We start from the raw sequence: 18751 nt of genomic DNA on the forward strand, positions 1-18751 counted from the left end.
TGAAAACCATCAAACCACACGTGCTTTTAACAAATCGTGCATATTCAACGCACCCACCAATTTCCCAGCTTCATCACACACCAGCAAACCGCTCACACGTTTATCTTGCATGAATTTCACCGCTTCGCTTGCCAGTTTCTCAGGCGTAATAGAATGCGGCGAAACGTGCATCACATCGTTCACCGTTAAACCAGCAAACGTGTCGCGCTTTTCAAACAAGCGGCGCAAATCCCCGTCCGTCAAAATCCCTTTCAGGCAGCCTGAAGCATCTACAATCGCCAGCATACCCAAACCTTTTTCGCTCATTTTCACAATTGCTGTTTTCAGCAAAGTGTGTTCTTCAACCGCAGGCAACTCGCTGTCAGAGTGCATTAAATTGCCCACCGTCAGCAGCAAACGTCTGCCCAAACTGCCCGCTGGATGGTTCAACGCAAAATCTTCCGATGTGAACTGACGCGCTTTCAACAACACAATCGCCAACGCGTCGCCCAACGCCAAAACCGCCGTGGTGCTAGAAGTTGGCGCCAGACCAAGCGGACACGCCTCTTGCGAAACCGCAGCCTGAATGTGAATATCCGCGTGCTTTGCCATGCTTGACTGCGGTTTAGACGTGATACAAATCAGCGTGGTATTTTTGCGTTTCAGCTGATGCCACGCGCGAAATTCTCCCCACATTTTGCAAGATAAACCCACTTACTATTTATTTCCTACCGTGCAACAAAGTTTCAAATCCTGCTTATTACAAGCAGGATTTTTTACAACTGTGCAAATTGAGCAATCTCATCGCTGGCTATTACCTATAAAACCGCTGCAACTTTGATACCATAAACGTTTGGATTTGAATTTATAGCATCAAACATAACAACAGCGACGTTTCAGTCGCTTTTGTTGTTGCAGGCTGCTTGAAATCAGTAGTTACAAATAACCAACTCACCACGCTGTATGCGGCTTTCTGCTTTGCGCCCCACAGAATAAGCTAGCTGCAATTCTGTAATATTAAACTCGGCAAACAATGCGCGAATATCGGGGTGGTCATTAATACTCAACATCATCTTACCTTGCATGGTTCGCATCGTTTGAGCAAGCTGTTCGTATTCCGTCCAATCAAATACACGCTCGTAACCTGTGACTTGCCAGTACGGTGGGTCGGCATAAAAGAATGTATGCGGTCGGTCGTAGCGTTTGACACAACGTTGCCACGGTTCGTTTTCAATGAATACCCCACCTAGCCGTTGTCGTGCAGCCTGCAATTTTTCGGCGATTTGCGTTGCATTCCATGCTTTTTCTGTCGTCGCTGTACCAAATGTTTGACCCGTTGTTTTGCCACCAAAGGTATTGCACTGCAAATATAAAAGAACCGTGCTGCACGTTGAATATCAGTCAGTAATTCGGGCGGCGTAGCGTGCAGGCGTGTAAACACTTCACGGCTTGTCAAAGTGTAATCAAATTGACGGACAAATTCATCAAAATGATGTTGCACCACGCGGTAGAGATTGACCAGTTGCCCGTTGATGTCATTCAACACTTCGGTTTTGGCGGCTTGCTCACGCATAAAGAACAACGCTGCACCGCCTGCAAACAGCTCCACATAACAAGAATGCTCGGGAAACAAGGGTAACAAACGTTTGGCAAGACGGCGTTTGCCACCCATCCACGGGATAATCGGTAGCGATTTTTGAGTCATACGAATCCTTATTTATGATGAATTAGGTACTCGTGGTACTCAAAATACGATGTTATCGTCGTGTTTGGAATTGGCTAATTTGCTTACAGCGCGGACATTTGATTTGCACATTGCCATAGCCGATTGCCAATAATTTATTACAACTTTGATTTTTGCAACGTAATTTCATTTTTTGCAGTTCCTTGTGTCAGAGTGATAAAATTCTGACCACTCTCGCGAGAGTACGGTCAAAAAGGCTGACGCAGGCTTCGTCTGCTGATGCTGGCGTGGGAACGGTGCTCGCTACACCGCCACGCAGCCGTTTTTGTTTTGTCTACCTTGTCTGTGTTTCAGACAGGGTTTTTGCTATTTCAGGCTGCCTGAAAGCTGTTTCGCCAAACCATTCGGACTAAACCGCGCAGGCTGCTTTAAATCTAACACCGCTGCACACCATTTGCTGTAAAACCATTTTTTCACGTTTTGGCGCAAGGCAGGTAAGGCAATCCCCAAACAGCCAGCCCAATCGTACTTCGCACCTTTGGTTTGAGCGTAAAACTCATGTACGCGCTGCTCAGGCAAATCCACGCGGATTAAATCCCACTTGTCAGGCGGCAAGGGCATGACTTTGAAGCGCACACCGCCGTCTCGGATTGAACTGGAATAGCAGCTATATACGCCATTTTCTTTGGCAATGGCGATTTCGCAATGGCTGTATTTTCCGTGTGTTACTTGGCGGATTAGCCAGTCGGACAATCGCGCCAAAGCAACGCGCGGTGCGTACCAATGTCCGTTGCGGTGTCCTTTGTATAAAGCTAGGTAAATCATACGCTCTCCTTGTATAGTGAATTCACTTCAACCTAGTACAGCGTTACCAACGCCCTTATGTACCACGCGTACACGACGGGCGTTGTCGCCTTGTCCTGTTGAATTGAATCCACTATAAATTTCCTGCCAGCCGCCCGAAAAGTCGTAATCCAGCGGATTATCGCTTGCTAGCATGGCGGCTCGGTGTTGTTCGGCATTGGCAAAATCGGCGGTTTCGTGCAGCATCATTGCGCCGAGAATTTCGCTCAACAAGGCTTTGTTCATGGGGACAAAATGGTTGTCCATGGTTTTCCATTGCAGGCTGCTTGGCATTTGTGGCATGGTTTGCAGGGCGACGTATTGAATACGGCTGGCATCGTCGGTATGAAACCATTTGCCCACGGACGGCACAAATACGCCTGAATGGGTGTTGTGGTAGCGCATTTGTTTGATGTTGTCCCACGCGGTGGCTTGGTTTTGTGCGTGCTGCTCGGCTTGGCGTTGGGCGTTGATTTGCCATGTTTCTGTGTCGGGCTGCCAAATATGATTGGCGGACGGTTTTTCATAAATGGTTAAATCGCGTCCAACTTTTGCGCCACGATTAATGGCGGACAGTAAATGTTGATGCTGCTCTGTTGTGATAAGCACCGCACCGTCAGGAATGGTGCTGTGAATGGTGTCGTCAAAAAATGTTTGTACACCGTAATCAAAATAAATACTCATCGATTATCTCCTTTAAAAACCGATTGCAAACCAGCGCACTCCGCCAGCCTCTGCACCTGTGTACATTTCTCGTACATAGGCTGTGAAATTGTGATTACGCAAAGTGGCGGCGTTGGTTGGCGTGCCTTGGTAGCCTGCACCGCAGGCGACAACCGACAATACTTTGTTTGGAAATGTAATGGGATAGGTGATATCAAATGTATTATTCCAGCTGGGCAAATCGTTGTAATAGAAACTGCCCCATTGCAAAATTAAGCCATTGGGTAATCGGGTATAGCCGTTATCTGTGGCTTGAACGGCGAACTCATTACGGCGCGTGAAGTAATCGTGCAGGCTGCCGTAAGCTTTTGTCCAAACGCTGGCGGCGCTAACTGTCATTAATTGTTCGTGGCGGTCTTGGTTGATATCGCCTTGTGCTGTTCCCATCAAAGCGATGCGCCATGAGCCGTTGCCTTCGTGGGAAGTTTCAATCCCTGCACGAGTGATTCCGCCTGTTGCTAAATGTAAAAAAGCACTGCCCAAAGCATTGGTATTGTTTATCCAACTGCCATACCAATTATCTGAATGACCTTGAATTTTTAAATTTCCATCAATCGTTCCGCCTGTTTTGGGTAGATATTCGGTGTGGGTGTGCGCTGCTGGGGCAAACGTGGCTGGCTTGCCTGTGATGCTTGCCCATGTGTGAGTGTGGTTACTGGCGGCAAAACGTCCCACAACTTTGTTAATCGCGCCCTCCACCCAACTTTCATAGGCGACGTTTTGATGCTTGGTAACGGTTGGAAAGCGAATGCGTGTTTGTTGCGGATTCTTTTCGGACGAAGTAAACAGAAAATTCAAAGATTTACCGTCTATGCCAGCAGGATTAAATTCAAGTTGCCAGTGTCCACCTTTGACGTTGAATCTCATTTTTTCCCAACTGCTCGTTTCGCCAACAATAATGGGATTGATGAATGTTTTGCTGCCTGCAATGGCTTGGTTGGCAGTTAAACTGACTTTGCTGGCGGCAAGGTCATACGCGGCTTTGACGGCACTGGGTGTCGCAGCTTTGTCGGTTGCGGTGCTGCTGGTAGAAGCTGAGAGCATGACAATGCCTGCCACCGCACCACTGGCTTTATCGATTTCATGCGTATGCGTATTGCTAACGGCTAAATTGGTTGTGGTTGCTGTGATTTTGGACGGTTTACCCAATGACAAAGTTTGATTGTCGCGTAACACGCCACCGCCAGTTAAACCTGCTCCTGCTGTGATAGTGGTGGTTTTGAGTGCGAATTGTTGTGTAGCTGTTTGCTGGTTTGCATGGATTAAATCGTTAATGCGAGCCATTTCTGCTTTGAGCCATGATGTGCGATTGGCGAGCTGGCGTGTGGGCTTATTGTCAATGCCATTTTCACCACCCATCACAGGGTCGGATGTTTCCCATTGGTAAACGCCTGCTTCCCAGACTGGGGTTTCTTTTAAATTTGCCATTTATGCAGTTCCTTTGTTGAATGTGCCGTCGCGCTGGGCTGTGCCGTTGTGGCGCAGGGCAGCAGCACGAAAATCCAATGCTGCCAACACGCAACGTGCTGGTGCAAAAGCGTGTAGTGTTTTGCGTAATAAAGCGGCTTGGTCGTTGGTAATGGTTTGGTTTAATTCAATGCGGTAATGCGCCCAGCGGTCGGCGTGTCCGTAAACGTATTTGCCGTCTCGGCTGATTTTGGCGTTGTGCTGTTTGCTATTTAAGCCTTCCACAAGATTGATTTCACCCAAACCCAAACGCCGCACGATTTCACGGATTGCCGCGTTCGCCTGTTTGAGTGCAGGCTGCTTGTAAATCTTGCTGGGTGCGATTGGTGTTTAATTGACCTTGTTCAATCGTGCTAAAAACGACATCGCCCACGGATACCAATGTCCCGATTAGGATATTCACTTCGCCGCTAAAATTGGCAGCCTGAAACCGTATCGTGCAACGAGCGGCAGACGCTTCCAATCGTGGCGTATTCACGTCATCACCGCATAAATCCAACATCAAACCTGTGGCAAAACGGACATGTTGTTGCCGATAGGCTTCGTTGATTTGCTGGCGGTTGAGCGTTTCGCGGTAGGCGAATGTGTTAATCAGCAAGCGTTCAATGTGGGCAGGTTGCAGCGTTTTGCCTGTGCGTGATTCGTAATCCGCAATCATTTCCGCCAACACCGTTTCAGGGTTGTCGTCCACGATTTTGACTTCTTCGCGTTTTAAATCGCTCACATTCATGTTGCTGTTCCTGTTGCGTAAATTTGGGTTTGATAGAGTTCGCTGGCGATGTCGTTCGCGATTCGCCATTCCACAATCATCGTGATGTGTGGGGCGTTGCCGCTAAATCGTACGCGTTCTGCTACGGCTCGTTTTTCCCATGTTTGAATCGCCAGCGTGATTTCACGCACCACGTTTGGCACGAAGATGTCTTCGGGCGTGTCCAAATAATCAAAATGGTTTGAGCCGAAATTGGGGCGTAATACGTCTGCGCCTTTGCGCGTGGACAAAATATTGTGGATACATAAATCAATGTCGTCCGCGCCTTGCGTGATGCCGTGTCCGCCTTGTGCGAGCTGCCAATGTTGGGAAATGGGGTGTTCGTAGTTCATGGTGTGATTATGGCTTTAAGACGGCATATTGACTTTTAACGCGCATTAAAAAAAGTCCTGCCGCAATCCGTAGGACTTGGGGGACAAAATTCCCGATGTCGGGAAATTTGGCTATTTTTGACAACGTGTTTACAAAAATGATTACTGCGCGGCAGAAGTTGGCGCACCATCTCCTTGCTCCATGTGAGTATGGTTTTGCAACGAAATATTGCCAGCAGTAATATCGCCTGTTGCTTTCAAGCTGCCTGAAATCGTTGCGGCTGCACCGCCACCACCTGAACCTGCCATACCAGCCGTGTAAGTCAGCAAGCCATTTACCGCCAGCGTTTTTTGTATCACACAATCGGCATCAATCGTAACCGTGCCACTGGTCTTAATCAAAATATCGCCCGTTTTGCGGTTGTGCTGAATGCGCGTGCCGTTGGTGTATTGCAACACATGAATATCACGGCTGGTCGCTGGCACAGGGTCGGCATCGTTGTAAATCGCCCCGAGACACACGCCGCTTTCGCCGCGAGCGTCCAACACGCACACTACCAATGCACCCACATCGGGCAAACAATAAAATTGGTTGCCACCTGCACCAAGTGTAATCACAGGCAGCCAATCGGTTTGCAAATTTTCCAAGGCTGGCAAATCCACACGCACGGCGTGTTTTTTGTCGTCCACTTCGGCAACTGTGCCAAATTGCAAGGTTGCGCCAAAATCATGCGTTTGCATTCGCGTTCTCCGTATTTTCGTCAAGGTATTCAATCATCTTTACTTCTAATTCAGTTGTGTAACCGCGTTTGCTGAAATCATGTCGCGCTTGTTTAACCAAATATCGCCCACTAAATTGCCCAAAATTTTGCAGCTCCACCATTTGCCCTGCTACCAACAAAGCGTTACCCACCACCGTCAGGCTGCCTGAATTTTGCTCATCTTGCGCGTTGTCCAAAGCAGCTTGGGCGCGGTGTTCGGTTTGCTCGGGGCTTTCGCCTTTGTTGGCAACGATTTTCAAGGTGTCGCTGGTGGTTTGGCGTTTCTTTTTCGGACGGCGCGGCTTGCCTTTTTTGGTGGTTTTTCGGGTTTGTTTTTTCTTTTGGTCGTAGGTTTGCACTTCCACCGCTTGCGGTACGCCCTTAATCAAATCACGCAAACGAATCCGCAACACATCGGCAAAATCAATCACGGCAACGGCTTTTTGTCCGACCAATTCAGCACGGCTGGTAAACACCAAAGTCTTGCCCACAATTTTGAAACTGTGTCCGTATTCTTTTGCCAATCGCGTGAGAAATTCTACATCGCGCTCTTGATATTGGGTTACGCGCTGGATTTTGATGTCTGCCACCGTGCCTGTTACCGATAGTTTTAGCCGTTTGGCAATCAGGCGGACGATTTGGGCTAGTGTCGTGTTTTCGTAGGCTTTGGCTTGTAGGGTGCGATTGGCTTTGGTAATGCCTGTGCTTAATGCTTTTAAATGGATGATACTGCCACCGCTTTTGCTGTGTTCGTATTCCAATTCGGCAATCTCAAAACTGCCCCAGTTCACAAGACCTGTGAACTGGTCGCCGCAAGATAAACTCAAACTGTCGCCTTGGTTGGGATACCATGTTCGCAACCAACGCCCGTCCACGTCTTCAAAACTCACTTGCAGTTCGTCCGACTGGTCGCTCAAATAATCCGTGTAAGTAAACGATAACAGATAGGGCGCGATGTCGGCTGTGATGTCTTTTTGTTCGTAGGTTAGCAGGAAATCGGGGGCGGTTACAGGGTGCAGGCTGCTTGCTTTACTGCCTGAAAGGGCATTTAAAAATCCTAATGCATCCATGGCGGTAATTGCTCCTGACTGTTTTTGGGTTTGCTGTCCAACACGGGCACAAACACGGTCAAACCGCTTTTAAATTGTTCGGCAAGTGGTAAATGGGGATTGGCGGCAATTAAACCGCTTATCATTAGCGCATTGCCATAATGCTTGTGCGCAATGGTGTCCCAACGGTCGCCGTCTCGCGTGGTGTAGATTAAAACGCCGTTCATTTAGCTGTCTCCCCTTATGGCTAGAAACGCGGTTAAGGTTTGCACGGCTGCTGCACCGTTGCTCATGCTTTCGGCTGCTTCATCAATCGCATTGCTGCCTGAAACCAACCAATCGCCTACCGTGCCGCTTTCATAGCCTGCGCGTAAATGCCCGACTGCGCTGCCCAGTTGGTGTGTGGCTAGGCTAGCTTGGGCGGTAAACTCTGCCGCACCTGATAAATCGCCCAATAGCGATGTGATTTCAGGCAGTTTGCCGAGTGCGCCGTTGGCAATGCCTAAACTGTCGCCGACAAGATTGATGACCCCTGCTGGGTCGTTTTTCAATTCTTTGGCAGCCTGAATAATGCTTTGCACTTCGCCGATTTGGTCTTCTACGGCGTGATAGATTTTGACCCCTGTCTCCACCGCCACCACCACGTCCGACACTTGACTACGCACGCTTTCAGGCAGCATTGCCATGAGTGGGGTTTGGCTGCCTGAAAGAATGGCTGGCGTAGGCAATGGATTGTTTGGGTCACCGACAAATTCGGTTAGCTCTACATCTATTTCACGCGCTGCGGTGCGCCCTTGCTCGTCCATCATCGTGGTGCGACTGGTTAGCCGCTCAATCACAAACCAGCCTGCAAACCGCCCTGAACCGTACACCAACGACACGGCTTTTTGCGCTTCTTTGGCGGCAATCAAGCCCTTGTATGCCGTGTCCACATCGCCCAGTTTCCAATGCAATTTGATGCCGAACCGTAACTCGGTCAAATCATTACCCATCGCTTGCAAACGCGGTCTGCCTTTGAGTACCTCGTGTTTGGCAAATTGGGTGTGGTGCGTTTCTTCTAGGCTGGTAAAGCTGTTTAATAGCTCAAAACGGACATCGCCTAATTGTGCAAACATCAATATGCCCTCCGTGCTTTATCCGCCATCATGCGTTTAAATAATTCTTCAAATTCGCGCAAACTCATTTGTAACGCGGTTTCAATTTGTTGCAGATTACCGCCTTGCGCGTTGATGGTTGGGTTGAAGTGAATTGTGATTGCGCTGTTGGCATTGGCGGTGGATTGTGCGACTGCGGTGCTTCGCGCTTGGGTGAGCGTGTCGGCATTGGCGGATAAGCGAGCGGATAAGTCGCTATTAAAGCCACGCATTCGCCCTGCAAACCGCTCTTTCAAGCTGCCTGCAAGTTGCCCAATGCGGTTTAATGGTTGCGCTGCGCCGCTATTCACGCCCAATGCCAAACCTTCGGTAATGTAGCCGCCGTAGCTCCTAAACACTCGGCTGGGGGAGTGAATGTCCATAGATTTTGGACTGGTAAACGCGCCCTTAATCCGTGTCGCCAAACTTTGCACCGCGCCAACCGCCGCACCAATTTTGGATTTAATGCCATTGACTAAACCGTCAATCATCATGCCGCCATACGCGGCAAAGGTAGCAGGCAGCCCTGCAAACCACGCAAACAAGCCTGAAAAGACCGCGACAAATGAAGCCAGTGGCGACCAGCTCATAATTAAGGCTAAAATGCCTGTTAAACCGCCGTTCCAAACAGCTTTAATCGTTTCACACAAAGATGACACTAACGAAAAAACACCGTCAAAAATCATCTGCCAGCCTGAAATAATCATCTGACCGATTGTGATAACGCTGCCAAATAGGCTGCCCAGCATTGCGCCGACGTAATAGCCAAAACCTTGGGCTTTTTGTGCCGTGCTATCGCTAACCAAACCCAGCTCACGAAACCACGCGATAATCGGCTGCACAAATGCCACAGCCAAATCAAATAAACCTTTCCAGCCAGCCCCTATCATTTCCAGCAAAGGCATAATGGGCGCAATACCGTCTTTAAAACCGTCCCAAAAGCCAATAAAAAAGGCTTTAATCGGTTTCCAGTAAATGTAAATCAACGCTGCTGCGGCCGCGACCGCTGCAATCGCCAGCAATACAGGGGCAAAAGCCATTGCGGAAGATAAACTAAATGCCATAATCGCTGTACGAACAGTTGTAAACGCTCGTATTACCTTACCTAAATTGCCTTCAAGCGAGGATAACGCTACACCACCTTGCATGACTGCACGAACCGCAGTAATGCTAGCACTTAAAGCAGCAAAACCACCGCGTACCGAAAGCAATACTGCCATCATACGATTACCCAGCACACGTATGACAAAACCGCCAGAAATGAACGCCAAAATAGCGGCAGTTGTGCCGACAATCGCTTGGGTTAAAACAGGGTGCTGTTGCGCCCAATCGGTCAGCGCATTGACTACGCTGGTGGACAAAACAACAAAACGATTAACGGCTGGCAACAATATTGAGCCAACTGTAATGCCCAGTCCCGTCAAACTGTTTTTTAACAACTGAATATTATTGGCAGTAGTCGCGGCACGTGCTTCATATTCTTTATTCATTGAGCCGTCAAAATTGGCGGCACTCTTCACACCTTCTAAATTTTCTTAACAGTATCAATGCTGGTAAGAAATGGCGCAATACCCAACAAGGACTCGCTACCGAATAATTCTTTCAGTGTTGATGCTTGTTTATATTTTTCTAGTTTTGACACCGCTTCCAGCACTTTCAGCGTAGTGCCTTCCGCATCTTTTTGCATATCTTTGGCGATTTGCTCGTGGTCAAACCCTAATTCTTTCCATGTTGCTTTTTGGCTTTTGGTGGCGGTTTCCCCTGCCACCAGTGCCAACATCATGTTTTTAATACTGGTCGCCGCCATTTCTTCTTGAATACCAAAACCACGCATGGTTGCGCCAAGTGCCGCCACCGTACCTGTGTTGTATCCAGCCACCGTACCAAACGCACCCACACGCTGCACAATTTCCATAATGCATTTGGCAGCAGCAGGTGTGGTATTGCCCAGATAATTGATTTTATCGGCTAGCGTTTCCACGCCACTTTGGTCAAGTTGGAATGCCGAGCGCAATTCCGCCATGGATTGCCCTGCTTTTTCTGCGGAGACATCAAACGCCACGCCCATTTTGGCTGCGCTGTCGGTAAATCTCATCAAGTCGTTTTGGGCAATACCCGATTGACCACCTAACGCCACGATTTTGGCTAATTTTGTCGCGGCCATGGGGATTTTGCGACTCATCGCCACAATATCGTTGCCCATTTACTTAAATTGCTCGGGTGTTTCAAAATCTACGACTTTTTTAACATCTGCCATCGCGCTTTCAAAATCAATTGCCAACTTAACAGGCAATATCAATGCACCAGCCGCAGAGACTGCGTTTTGCCATTGCCCTTTTAAATTTTGCCATTGTTCTTGATTGCCAATTTTACGCGCTGCGATTTTGGCAAGCTGTTCGTGTTTGCGCGTTAATTTATCAATTGCTTAACCAACTTGATTGTATTGCCGCCACAAATGCGCGGCAGATGTACTGCTCAAACGGTCTTTATTGCGCTCTAATGATTCGCCTAATTCCTTTTGTTTAGCGGTTAAATTCGTGGTGGTGGATTTGAGCGTATTCATCGCCTTGCCGATGTTGGTTAAACCCGACAATGCGCCGTCAACCACCGCCGACACGCTAATAGATAAACTTAAATCTGAAGCCATGTATTATAATTTCCGTGTTAAAAACTTGTTTATTGACAAGGTGCTTATCATGATTTTTATTTGGGGCATAATGGTTTTGGCTTTGCTGCTGTTTCTGCCATTGCTTGCAGCAACGGTATTGGCTGGCATTGCCGATGTATTCCGCGCTGCGTTTGGTAAAGATGATGCCGACACCAATAACGGCTACTGCCGCGATTTACAGCACGAAATTGCTGCCGAACGTGAGCGCAACGCCTAATCCTATTTCTGATACTTCGCCTTAATTTGCCGATTGACTTCATCTAGCCAGTCGGCAAATTCATCTAATGGCAAATCGTAAATTTCTTGAACGCTCCACCCAAACCACCACGCCACATCGGCACACGCTGCCAATAGCTGTTTGTGAAATAGCTGCTGACTGGGTGCGTTAAACTGCTTCTTCTTCGGTGCGAAAGGTGGCTTGCAATGCCTCCAAATCTTTCAAATCCAACTCGTCTAAATCTTCTGGCACTAAACCCGTTACACGCGATACCAACATCAAGCCTTGCTCGGCTTCATTTTCAATGTGCATCACAGCGCGTAAATCGCCTACTTTGGGACGGCGCACCGTTACTTTTTGCAGGGTTTCGCCTGTGGCAAGACGAACGGGGTATTTCAGGGTTACGATGGTTTGTACGCCTAAATCTTGTTTGATTTGCTGTGCTGGATTAACAGACATTTTGGTTCTCCTAAACGAGGTTGATGAAAGTGGCAGTTTAAGTGCAGGCTGCTTTGCTGACTTTTAACGCGCATTAAAAAACCAATCTTTGCCGATGTTGGGAAAGATTGGTTTTGTTGTTGCAGGCTAACCGAAAGTTATGCGCCGATGTTTTTGCGGAATTGGCTCAATGCGTCCGAACCGTTTACGCGATAAGTATTGGTAAAGGCGTTGTAATACAGATATTCGCGCCCATCAATCACGACACGGCATTCAGCTGATTGGAATGTGGTCGGATGCTCGGATTTCTCTTTCGGCTTAAACGTGCCAAGGGCATTTTTGCTGAACATCGCGCTGACTGTAATCACAACAGGCACTTCGGTTTTTAAGCCTTGCGCGTTAAAAGTTTGCAAATTGCCGCGCACCATCAACTGTGCGGCTTTGAATGGGTTGTACGCTTTGTTTGCCCATTCAGGGTTAATGCTGTTCCAAGTGATTTCGCCCTCCAATGCTTCCACGCCGCTTGGCAACTTGATTTGTCCCACCAAGCCCAAGCCGTCAAAGTCTTCTTGTTTGATTTCAATTTCAGGCATTTTGAACTCTCTTGCCTGACCCAATAAATTCACGCCGTCAATATAGACATTGGCGTTGTAAATCGCGTTTACTGAACTAATGTTTTATCTCTTTCTTTCAAGCTGCCTTGCCCTTTTGTCCAAATCTTTGATTTGGGTATAAAAGGGTATGCCGTAGGCGGTAAAGCTGATTTCACAAATACATTTGTTCAGAATTTACAAAACGGTGCAACGCCCGAAATCGTGTTACATCAATTAGCCGAAAATTATCCAAACATGAACGACCAAGCCCTACAAGATGAATTGGCACGACTGATTTTCTTGGCGGATTTAGTGGGGCGTTTGGAAGTGCAAGCGGAGTGAAATCATGACCGCCGAAGACATCAAAGTCATTTTTGGAATGCAGCCTGAAAATGCGATTGCCTATTTAAAGCAAAAGCGCGTGGACGTGTCGTGGGATTGGCAAGAGATGCTTGATGACGCACACGTTTCCGCGTTTACCGTTGCGAAAACGGCGGGCATGGACGTAGCGAACGACATTCATCAAGCGGTGGTTAAGGCAGCCGAACAAGGGCAAACATTCAAAGATTTTGAACGCGAACTCACGCCTGTATTACAAAGTAAAGGCTGGTGGGGCAAACAAGAACGTCCAAACCTCGACACAGGCGAAATTCAAAACGTACAACTTGGCAGCCCATACTGCCTGAAAACGATTCATTTAACCAATTTGCAATCCGCTTACATGGCAGCTCGATACGCGGAAATGGTTGCCGCAAAAGACACGCACCCCTATTGGCAATATGTCGCCATCAACGACAAACGCACACGCGAAACACACAGAAAATTGCACGGTCGCGTGTATTCGGCTGATGACGCTGTTTGGGGGAGTTTGTATCCGCCGTTGGATTTTCGTTGCCGTTGTCATGTTCGTCCTTTATCGCGTGAGCGTGGCGAAAGCCAAGTATTACCCAGCCCAAAACTGGAAACCATTACCGTAGATATTGGCGAAAACAAATCCACAGGTGAACAGCGTTACGCCCAACGCACAGGCATTCGCGTGGACAGACAGTTTAATGCAGGATTTAACGCCAATCAAGGCAAGACGTTTTTGCAACGCACCGCACAAATGGCGATAAACAAAGCGCAAAACGTACCACCCGAATTGGCTCGTGTGGCGGTCAAAGAAATGATGTTGCAGGAAAAATTCCGCAATGCTTTGACTTTGGCACAGCTGGCGTGGGTAGCTGAATTATTGGGATTGGGAGCGTAAGATGTTGCAAATCAGTTTAGACACAAGCGATTTTGACAGGGGCATGGCACGGTTGCTGCAAAACGTAGAAAACCGCCGCCCGATGATGTCTAGCATAGCGGTGGAATTGTTGAGCATGTCCGAAGACAATTTTGAAAGCGAAAGCTGGGGCGGTCAAAGTTGGCAGCAAAGCAAACGAGCTGCAAAAGACGGTGGCAAAACGCTACAATTAAGTGGTCAGCTTGCCGCGAGTTTGACTACGCAGTCGGGTAATGATTTTGCACGGATTGGGTCTAATAAACCGTATGCAGCAATTCATCACATAGGTGGGCAAGCAGGGCGTGGGCGTAAAGTTCACATTCCTGCTCGTCCTTATTTACCGATTGATGGTTCAGGGGTGTTGCAGTCTGGCGGCGAGAAGCGTTTGCTGGATATTGTGAAAGCGTCGTTGGCTCGTGGATTGTGATTTGCTCAAAAATGCGAAAAGCGGACGATGTTGTCCGCTTTGTTTTTTTGTTTCACTGTGTGAAATGGCGTTGCAGTTTTTAATCCCACTTTGTTTTGAATTGTCCCGTTTTATCCTGTTTATCTTGCTTGGGTATTTATATTGGTGGGGTTCACGTTGTCGCCATAAGCATTTTGTATCAACGCCAAGCCTGCAATGCCCAAATTGCTGCGAAACACGCCCTGCACAAACACGCCTTTATCGGCAAGATTGGGGACAAAACGTCGCGCAAACCATTCGGCAAGCAAAAATAGCGCAAACGTACACAGCAAGCCTGCCGCCACCAATCACCCTTGTTGCGAAAAATCCAACGGCTTGCCTAACAAATTGATAAACAACAATAAAGTCAAACCAAACTGAAACACCAAAGCCGATGCTTGACTACAAAATTCGTGAGAAATCGTTTTTTTGATGCGTAACACCTTGCCCAAACACAGCAACAAAATATTCGGCAAAGTCACACCCAGCGCAAAAACCAAAGCAGTAAAAAAAGTCATCAAAAGCAGCCTGCAAAATCAATTAGGAAAGTGCGCCCACCGCCTGTTTACGATATTGCCCAGGCGTGCAACCATAGTGTTTCTTAAACGCCTTGCCAAAATGCGTTTCCGATTGAAACCCCACCGCCAACGCCACCGACAGCACCGCATCTTGGCTTTGGCGCAACAAATATGCCCCTTTTTGCAAGCGCATCATATTGACAAAAGCGTGCGGGCTGGTTTGCATTTGCGCCTTGAACAAACGCATCAACTGGGCGCGAGACACATGTGCGATTTGCGTCATGTCTTCCACCGACCACGTTTGTTCGGGCGCATGGCTTACCGCTTGCACCACCGCACGTAACCGCTTATCACGCCACGCATTGATGATGCCACTCACAGGCGCATCGGCTTCATTTTGCAGCAAATATTGTCGCAACAACGCCAACAACAGCACTTGCGATAGCGCGTTCACCGTTGTGATAGAACCCAGTTGTTTTTGGGCGACTTCGTGTTGCAGTAACGCCACAATCGGCTGCAAAATCGCATCGGGCATAGACAGCATCAAGCAATCGGGCAAACTTTGCATGATTTCGGCTTGCTGGTCATAGACAAAAGTCGCGCAAAATAAGTGCAGGCTGCTTTTGCCGTCAAACTGCGTTTGGTTGAGCAAAAACACGCCGTCTGTTTGTGAATCGGGCACATCGCCATCGTTTTGGCAACTGGAATCGTGGCTCAAAATATGCGCAGTGGCTCGCGGAAAAAACAGCACATCGCCTGCTTGCACATAACGCGCTTCGGTTTCGCCATCAACCCAAACATAGCCTGAACCCTGCGTGGCAATATGCGCTACCGCCTGCATTTGCTGCTCGCTGGGCTGGTGCTGCACATGCCAACGCCCCTGAAATCGGCATTCAATATTCACGCTACCCGAGCATTGCGCCAGCGTGAGCCATTTGTCTAAAATATCCATTTTTGACCATTTTTTGATACGATTATTGCATTATACCTGAAAAAAAGTTGCAATAATACGCGCCATAAAAGCAAACGTAATTTGTTTTTATGGATTACATAATCCGCGTTTTATTTATCACACAAAGGAAAAATACCATGTTCAAAGATTGGAAAGAACACACCGCCCACGTTAAAAAATCATTTGGCAACTTGGGCAAAAATCACCCCAAAATGTTGCAAGCCTATGGCTCGCTGGAAACCGCTGCGGCTGCCGAAGCCTTGGATGAAAAAACACGCGAATTGATTGCGATTGCAGTGGCGATTACCACGCGCTGCGAAAGCTGCATTAGCGTTCACGCCGAAAAAGCGATTAAAGCAGGCGCAACCGAAAGCGAAATTGCAGGCGCATTGGCAACGGCTATTTCACTTAACGCGGGGGCGGCGTATACTTACGCCTTACGCGCTCTTGAAGCCGTTGAAACACAGAGATAATTTGTTATAAGGACTTTGATAGTGAAAAAATTAGTTAGCACTTTGTTGATGGCAGCCGCATTAGTAGCCCCAGTGGCAAGCCAAGCCGCACAACCGAACAGCGCAACCCAAACCGTGCAAACGCCACGCGCCAAAGGCATTTGGATTGATGTCCGCACGGCAGAAGAATTCCAGCAAGGGCATTTGCAAGGCGCGCACAACATTCCTGTTGATGCGATTACCGCGCAAATCGCCAAAGTTGAGCCAAACAAAAACGCGCCTGTGAATTTGTATTGCCGTAGCGGTCGCCGTGCTGAAGTGGCGTTGCAAGAATTGCGTAAAATGGGCTACACCAATGTAACCAATTACGGCGGTTATCAAGATTTGCTGGCAAAAGGCATTCGTTGATTGGTTTGATGAAATGTGCAGGCTGCTTTTGATGCTTACAAAGCAGCCTGCACTTTTTGCATAAACCGCGTCATCTTTTCCAGCGATTTAACCCCAGCCGCACTTTCCACACCGCTGGACACATCAACCGCGATGGCACCTGTTTGCTGCACGGCAATGTCCACGTTGTCCGCCGTCAAGCCACCCGATAAAATCCAATGTTGATTCAAATCTTTGGGCAACAAATCCCAATCAAACGTATGCCCCGTCCCACCATACGCGCCTTCCACAAACGCATCAAACAACACCGCACGCGCATCGGCAAATTGGGTGCAGGCTGCTTCAATATCCGCCACACTTTGCACGCGCACCGCTTTTAAATAGGGGCGATGAAATTGACGGCAAAATTCGGGCGACTCATCGCCATGAAATTGCAAAATATCAATCGGCACTTGCGCCAAAATCTTCCGAATTTGCTCGGCAGATTCATTGACAAACAACGCCACCACACTCATAAACGGCGGCAACGCACGCACAATTTCCTGCGCCTGCGTCACCGAAACCGCGCGTTTGCTGCCTGCAAAAAACACCAAGCCAATCGCATCAACGCCTAGTTGCGCGGCGGCAATCGCGTCTTGCGCTCGGGTTAAACCACAGATTTTTGTATAGATTTTCATATTATTTGTTGATTGAATATCGCGGTTATAAAGCAAAACACGTTCCAAGCAGCCTACACCGCTTAAAACGTGTTCTCTATCAACTTGGATTATTTATCCAAACCAAATTCCTTGTGCAACACACGAGTCGCCAATTCCATGTATTTTTCATCAATCAAAACAGATACTTTAATTTCAGAAGTAGAAATCATCTGAATGTTGATGCTGTCGGCTGCCAGTGCGCGGAACATTTGCGAAGCTACGCCAACGTGTGAACGCATACCCAAGCCCACGATAGACACTTTGCACACCGTATCATCGCCACTCACTTCGGCTGCACCAATCGTGTCTTTCAGATTGTTCAGCAATTCCAAAGTGGGCTTGTAGTCGCCGCGTGGTACGGTAAACGAAAAGTCGGTTGTGTCCGCGCTACCCACATTTTGGATAATCATGTCCACGTCAATGTTCGCATCGGCAACCGCGCCCAAGATTTGGTAGGCAATGCCTGGTTTGTCGGGTACGCCACGCACATTGATACGCGCTTGGTTTTTGTCAAAGGCGATGCCTGATACAACTGCTCTTTCCATGTTTTGGTCTTCCTCAAAAGTGATTAATGTGCCGTCGCCGCCCTCTTGCAGGCTGCTTAATACGCGCAAACGAACTTTGTATTTGCCTGCAAATTCCACCGAACGGATTTGTAAAACTTTGCTGCCCAAGCTCGCCAATTCCAACATTTCTTCAAATGTAATCGTGTCCATGCGTTTGGCTTCGGGAACAACGCGCGGGTCAGTGGTGTAAACGCCGTCCACGTCGGTGTAGATTTGGCACTCGTCCGCTTTTAACGCCGCCGCCAATGCCACTGCCGATGTATCCGAACCGCCACGACCCAGCGTAGAAATATCGCCATTGCTGCTAATACCTTGGAAGCCTGCCACAATCACGACGCGACCTGCTTTCAAATCCGCCAACATTTTGTCGCCGTCAATGTCTTCAATACGCGCTTTGGTGTGCGCCGTGTCGGTTTTTACCGCTACTTGCCAGCCTGTATAGCTTTTTGCATCTACGCCGATGTTTTTCAACGCCATTGCCAGCAAACCGATGGTTACTTGCTCGCCAGTCGCCAGCACCACGTCTAATTCGCGTGGGTCTGGGAACTCTTGCATTTCGTGCGCCAACGCCACCAAACGGTTGGTTTCGCCGCTCATTGCTGACACGACCACTACCACATCATGTCCTTCATCACGCGCTTTTTTCACGCGATTGGCGACATTTTTAATTCGTTCAGCCGAACCGACTGATGTGCCACCATATTTTTGTACAATCAAAGCCATCGCTGTTTCCTGTTCTATACAGTTTTAAAGGGGAAAAAACGGTGCAGATTATAGCAATAAAAAAGCAGCCTGCACATTTGTATCGCACACTAATGCTGTCTTTTATGC

The 18751-nt window shown here is 48.2% G+C and carries 27 protein-coding genes and 2 pseudogenes; 6 read left to right on the forward strand and 23 right to left on the reverse strand.

Going from position 1 to position 18751, the window contains the following annotated elements:
* Nucleotides 1-9: 9 nt before the first annotated feature.
* The 15 genes and pseudogenes from DQN52_RS07090 to DQN52_RS07165 form a co-directional block, all read right to left on the reverse strand.
* Nucleotides 10-645, reverse strand: a pseudogene (locus tag DQN52_RS07090) (KpsF/GutQ family sugar-phosphate isomerase); the annotation flags it as partial.
* 263 nt (nt 646-908) lie between these two features.
* Nucleotides 909-1684, reverse strand: a pseudogene (locus DQN52_RS11370) (DNA adenine methylase).
* 345 nt (nt 1685-2029) lie between these two features.
* Complete coding sequence (locus tag DQN52_RS07105; RefSeq protein ID WP_003786184.1) at nt 2030-2488, reverse strand: hypothetical protein; 459 nt, start codon at nt 2486-2488, stop codon at nt 2030-2032.
* 27 nt (nt 2489-2515) lie between these two features.
* Nucleotides 2516-3190: a DUF4376 domain-containing protein gene (locus DQN52_RS07110; protein WP_081353484.1), complete on the reverse strand. Its 675-nt coding sequence runs from the start codon at nt 3188-3190 to the stop codon at nt 2516-2518.
* 12 nt (nt 3191-3202) lie between these two features.
* Nucleotides 3203-4657 carry a gp53-like domain-containing protein gene (locus DQN52_RS11190; protein WP_111694417.1) on the reverse strand — a complete coding sequence of 485 codons (1455 nt, stop codon included), beginning with the start codon at nt 4655-4657 and terminating at the stop codon, nt 3203-3205.
* Nucleotides 4658-4954 (reverse strand): hypothetical protein, encoded by a 297-nt coding sequence (locus DQN52_RS07120; RefSeq protein WP_231954121.1) that lies wholly within the window; start codon nt 4952-4954, stop codon nt 4658-4660.
* Nucleotides 4955-4958: 4 nt separating this feature from the next.
* Nucleotides 4959-5426: a baseplate J/gp47 family protein gene (locus DQN52_RS07125; protein ID WP_081353480.1), complete on the reverse strand. Its 468-nt coding sequence runs from the start codon at nt 5424-5426 to the stop codon at nt 4959-4961.
* Nucleotides 5423-5797, reverse strand: a complete 375-nt coding sequence (locus tag DQN52_RS07130) for a GPW/gp25 family protein (protein ID WP_071461646.1) — start codon at nt 5795-5797, stop codon at nt 5423-5425. The genes DQN52_RS07125 and DQN52_RS07130 overlap by 4 nt, the downstream gene beginning before the upstream one ends.
* A gap of 141 nt (nt 5798-5938) precedes the next feature.
* Nucleotides 5939-6517 (reverse strand): phage baseplate assembly protein V, encoded by a 579-nt coding sequence (locus DQN52_RS07135; protein ID WP_111694441.1) that lies wholly within the window; start codon nt 6515-6517, stop codon nt 5939-5941.
* Complete coding sequence (locus DQN52_RS07140) at nt 6504-7607, reverse strand: phage late control D family protein (protein WP_003786190.1); 1104 nt, start codon at nt 7605-7607, stop codon at nt 6504-6506. The genes DQN52_RS07135 and DQN52_RS07140 overlap by 14 nt, the downstream gene beginning before the upstream one ends.
* Nucleotides 7595-7813 carry a tail protein X gene (locus tag DQN52_RS07145; protein ID WP_003786192.1) on the reverse strand — a complete coding sequence of 73 codons (219 nt, stop codon included), beginning with the start codon at nt 7811-7813 and terminating at the stop codon, nt 7595-7597. The genes DQN52_RS07140 and DQN52_RS07145 overlap by 13 nt, the downstream gene beginning before the upstream one ends.
* Nucleotides 7814-8701: a phage tail protein gene (locus DQN52_RS07150; RefSeq protein WP_003786194.1), complete on the reverse strand. Its 888-nt coding sequence runs from the start codon at nt 8699-8701 to the stop codon at nt 7814-7816. It abuts the gene before it with no gap.
* Complete coding sequence (locus DQN52_RS07155) at nt 8701-10239, reverse strand: phage tail tape measure protein (RefSeq protein ID WP_269148470.1); 1539 nt, start codon at nt 10237-10239, stop codon at nt 8701-8703. Before DQN52_RS07155 ends, DQN52_RS07150 begins: the two co-directional genes overlap by 1 nt.
* 5 nt (nt 10240-10244) lie before the next feature.
* Nucleotides 10245-10922, reverse strand: coding sequence for a phage tail tape measure protein (locus tag DQN52_RS11505; RefSeq protein ID WP_003788929.1), 678 nt, complete (start codon nt 10920-10922; stop codon nt 10245-10247).
* 222 nt (nt 10923-11144) lie between these two features.
* The gene (locus DQN52_RS07165; protein WP_032827923.1) at nt 11145-11366 is read right to left on the reverse strand and encodes a hypothetical protein; all 222 of its coding nucleotides are present in this window, start codon (nt 11364-11366) and stop codon (nt 11145-11147) included.
* Between the two features lie 49 nt (nt 11367-11415).
* Here DQN52_RS07165 and DQN52_RS07170 point away from each other — a divergent pair, with 49 nt between their 5' ends.
* Nucleotides 11416-11604, forward strand: coding sequence for a hypothetical protein (locus tag DQN52_RS07170; RefSeq protein ID WP_032827925.1), 189 nt, complete (start codon nt 11416-11418; stop codon nt 11602-11604).
* A gap of 2 nt (nt 11605-11606) precedes the next feature.
* Here DQN52_RS07170 and DQN52_RS07175 read toward each other — a convergent pair whose 3' ends face one another.
* The 3 genes from DQN52_RS07175 to DQN52_RS07185 all read right to left on the reverse strand — a co-directional run bounded on the left by DQN52_RS07175 (nt 11607) and on the right by DQN52_RS07185 (nt 12716).
* Nucleotides 11607-11738 carry a GpE family phage tail protein gene (locus tag DQN52_RS07175; RefSeq protein WP_038320346.1) on the reverse strand — a complete coding sequence of 44 codons (132 nt, stop codon included), beginning with the start codon at nt 11736-11738 and terminating at the stop codon, nt 11607-11609.
* Nucleotides 11739-11772: 34 nt separating this feature from the next.
* Entirely contained in the window at nt 11773-12063 is a 291-nt protein-coding gene (locus DQN52_RS07180) for a phage tail assembly protein (RefSeq protein ID WP_003786198.1), read from the reverse strand.
* A 137-nt stretch (nt 12064-12200) separates the two neighbouring features.
* Nucleotides 12201-12716 carry a phage major tail tube protein gene (locus DQN52_RS07185; RefSeq protein ID WP_032827647.1) on the reverse strand — a complete coding sequence of 172 codons (516 nt, stop codon included), beginning with the start codon at nt 12714-12716 and terminating at the stop codon, nt 12201-12203.
* A gap of 51 nt (nt 12717-12767) precedes the next feature.
* Here DQN52_RS07185 and DQN52_RS07190 point away from each other — a divergent pair, with 51 nt between their 5' ends.
* From DQN52_RS07190 to DQN52_RS07200, 3 genes are read left to right on the forward strand one after another with little or no spacing between them, the layout of a single operon-like run.
* A complete protein-coding gene (locus tag DQN52_RS07190; RefSeq protein WP_003786202.1) occupies nt 12768-12977 on the forward strand; it encodes a phage portal protein family protein in 210 nt (69 codons plus the stop codon).
* A gap of 4 nt (nt 12978-12981) precedes the next feature.
* The gene (locus tag DQN52_RS07195; RefSeq protein WP_003786204.1) at nt 12982-13884 is read left to right on the forward strand and encodes a phage head morphogenesis protein; all 903 of its coding nucleotides are present in this window, start codon (nt 12982-12984) and stop codon (nt 13882-13884) included.
* 1 nt (nt 13885) lies between these two features.
* Entirely contained in the window at nt 13886-14329 is a 444-nt protein-coding gene (locus DQN52_RS07200) for a phage virion morphogenesis protein (protein WP_003786206.1), read from the forward strand.
* A gap of 119 nt (nt 14330-14448) precedes the next feature.
* Here DQN52_RS07200 and DQN52_RS07205 read toward each other — a convergent pair whose 3' ends face one another.
* Genes DQN52_RS07205 through DQN52_RS07215 form a run of 3 tightly spaced genes read right to left on the reverse strand, consistent with a single transcriptional unit; the run spans nt 14449 to nt 15817 of the window.
* Nucleotides 14449-14652, reverse strand: a complete 204-nt coding sequence (locus DQN52_RS07205) for a hypothetical protein (protein WP_143452378.1) — start codon at nt 14650-14652, stop codon at nt 14449-14451.
* A 3-nt stretch (nt 14653-14655) separates the two neighbouring features.
* Entirely contained in the window at nt 14656-14865 is a 210-nt protein-coding gene (locus DQN52_RS07210; protein WP_003787072.1) for a hypothetical protein, read from the reverse strand.
* A gap of 22 nt (nt 14866-14887) precedes the next feature.
* Nucleotides 14888-15817: an AraC family transcriptional regulator gene (locus DQN52_RS07215; protein WP_003787070.1), complete on the reverse strand. Its 930-nt coding sequence runs from the start codon at nt 15815-15817 to the stop codon at nt 14888-14890.
* Nucleotides 15818-15954: 137 nt separating this feature from the next.
* Here DQN52_RS07215 and DQN52_RS07220 point away from each other — a divergent pair, with 137 nt between their 5' ends.
* Nucleotides 15955-16290: a carboxymuconolactone decarboxylase family protein gene (locus DQN52_RS07220; RefSeq protein ID WP_032827729.1), complete on the forward strand. Its 336-nt coding sequence runs from the start codon at nt 15955-15957 to the stop codon at nt 16288-16290.
* A 15-nt stretch (nt 16291-16305) separates the two neighbouring features.
* Nucleotides 16306-16677, forward strand: coding sequence for a rhodanese-like domain-containing protein (locus tag DQN52_RS07225; protein ID WP_197712484.1), 372 nt, complete (start codon nt 16306-16308; stop codon nt 16675-16677).
* Nucleotides 16678-16712: 35 nt separating this feature from the next.
* Here DQN52_RS07225 and DQN52_RS07230 read toward each other — a convergent pair whose 3' ends face one another.
* Entirely contained in the window at nt 16713-17333 is a 621-nt protein-coding gene (locus DQN52_RS07230; protein WP_032827728.1) for a phosphoribosylanthranilate isomerase, read from the reverse strand.
* An 89-nt stretch (nt 17334-17422) separates the two neighbouring features.
* Nucleotides 17423-18643, reverse strand: a complete 1221-nt coding sequence (locus DQN52_RS07235; RefSeq protein WP_003787063.1) for an aspartate kinase — start codon at nt 18641-18643, stop codon at nt 17423-17425.
* Between the last annotated feature and the right edge of the window lie 108 nt (nt 18644-18751).

This window comes from Kingella kingae (assembly GCF_900475905.1).
Lineage (GTDB): Bacteria > Pseudomonadota > Gammaproteobacteria > Burkholderiales > Neisseriaceae > Kingella > Kingella kingae.

Excerpts from the sequence above, each read along its gene's own strand:
- DQN52_RS07180 (WP_003786198.1), bottom strand. The coding sequence starts at position 12,063 with ATGTCTGTTAATCCAGCACAGCAAATCAAACAAGATTTAGGCGTACAA.
- DQN52_RS07200 (WP_003786206.1), top strand. The coding sequence starts at position 13,886 with ATGTTGCAAATCAGTTTAGACACAAGCGATTTTGACAGGGGCATGGCA.
- DQN52_RS07110 (WP_081353484.1), bottom strand. The coding sequence starts at position 3,190 with ATGAGTATTTATTTTGATTACGGTGTACAAACATTTTTTGACGACACC.
- DQN52_RS07230 (WP_032827728.1), bottom strand. The coding sequence starts at position 17,333 with ATGAAAATCTATACAAAAATCTGTGGTTTAACCCGAGCGCAAGACGCG.
- DQN52_RS07165 (WP_032827923.1), bottom strand. The coding sequence starts at position 11,366 with ATGGCTTCAGATTTAAGTTTATCTATTAGCGTGTCGGCGGTGGTTGAC.
- DQN52_RS07210 (WP_003787072.1), bottom strand. The coding sequence starts at position 14,865 with ATGACTTTTTTTACTGCTTTGGTTTTTGCGCTGGGTGTGACTTTGCCG.
- DQN52_RS07135 (WP_111694441.1), bottom strand. The coding sequence starts at position 6,517 with ATGCAAACGCATGATTTTGGCGCAACCTTGCAATTTGGCACAGTTGCC.
- DQN52_RS11190 (WP_111694417.1), bottom strand. The coding sequence starts at position 4,657 with ATGGCAAATTTAAAAGAAACCCCAGTCTGGGAAGCAGGCGTTTACCAA.
- DQN52_RS07235 (WP_003787063.1), bottom strand. The coding sequence starts at position 18,643 with ATGGCTTTGATTGTACAAAAATATGGTGGCACATCAGTCGGTTCGGCT.
- DQN52_RS07170 (WP_032827925.1), top strand. The coding sequence starts at position 11,416 with ATGATTTTTATTTGGGGCATAATGGTTTTGGCTTTGCTGCTGTTTCTG.
- DQN52_RS07150 (WP_003786194.1), bottom strand. The coding sequence starts at position 8,701 with ATGTTTGCACAATTAGGCGATGTCCGTTTTGAGCTATTAAACAGCTTT.
- DQN52_RS07220 (WP_032827729.1), top strand. The coding sequence starts at position 15,955 with ATGTTCAAAGATTGGAAAGAACACACCGCCCACGTTAAAAAATCATTT.
- DQN52_RS07140 (WP_003786190.1), bottom strand. The coding sequence starts at position 7,607 with ATGGATGCATTAGGATTTTTAAATGCCCTTTCAGGCAGTAAAGCAAGC.
- DQN52_RS07105 (WP_003786184.1), bottom strand. The coding sequence starts at position 2,488 with ATGATTTACCTAGCTTTATACAAAGGACACCGCAACGGACATTGGTAC.
- DQN52_RS11505 (WP_003788929.1), bottom strand. The coding sequence starts at position 10,922 with ATGGGCAACGATATTGTGGCGATGAGTCGCAAAATCCCCATGGCCGCG.
- DQN52_RS07125 (WP_081353480.1), bottom strand. The coding sequence starts at position 5,426 with ATGAATGTGAGCGATTTAAAACGCGAAGAAGTCAAAATCGTGGACGAC.
- DQN52_RS07195 (WP_003786204.1), top strand. The coding sequence starts at position 12,982 with ATGACCGCCGAAGACATCAAAGTCATTTTTGGAATGCAGCCTGAAAAT.
- DQN52_RS07215 (WP_003787070.1), bottom strand. The coding sequence starts at position 15,817 with ATGGATATTTTAGACAAATGGCTCACGCTGGCGCAATGCTCGGGTAGC.
- DQN52_RS07145 (WP_003786192.1), bottom strand. The coding sequence starts at position 7,813 with ATGAACGGCGTTTTAATCTACACCACGCGAGACGGCGACCGTTGGGAC.
- DQN52_RS07130 (WP_071461646.1), bottom strand. The coding sequence starts at position 5,797 with ATGAACTACGAACACCCCATTTCCCAACATTGGCAGCTCGCACAAGGC.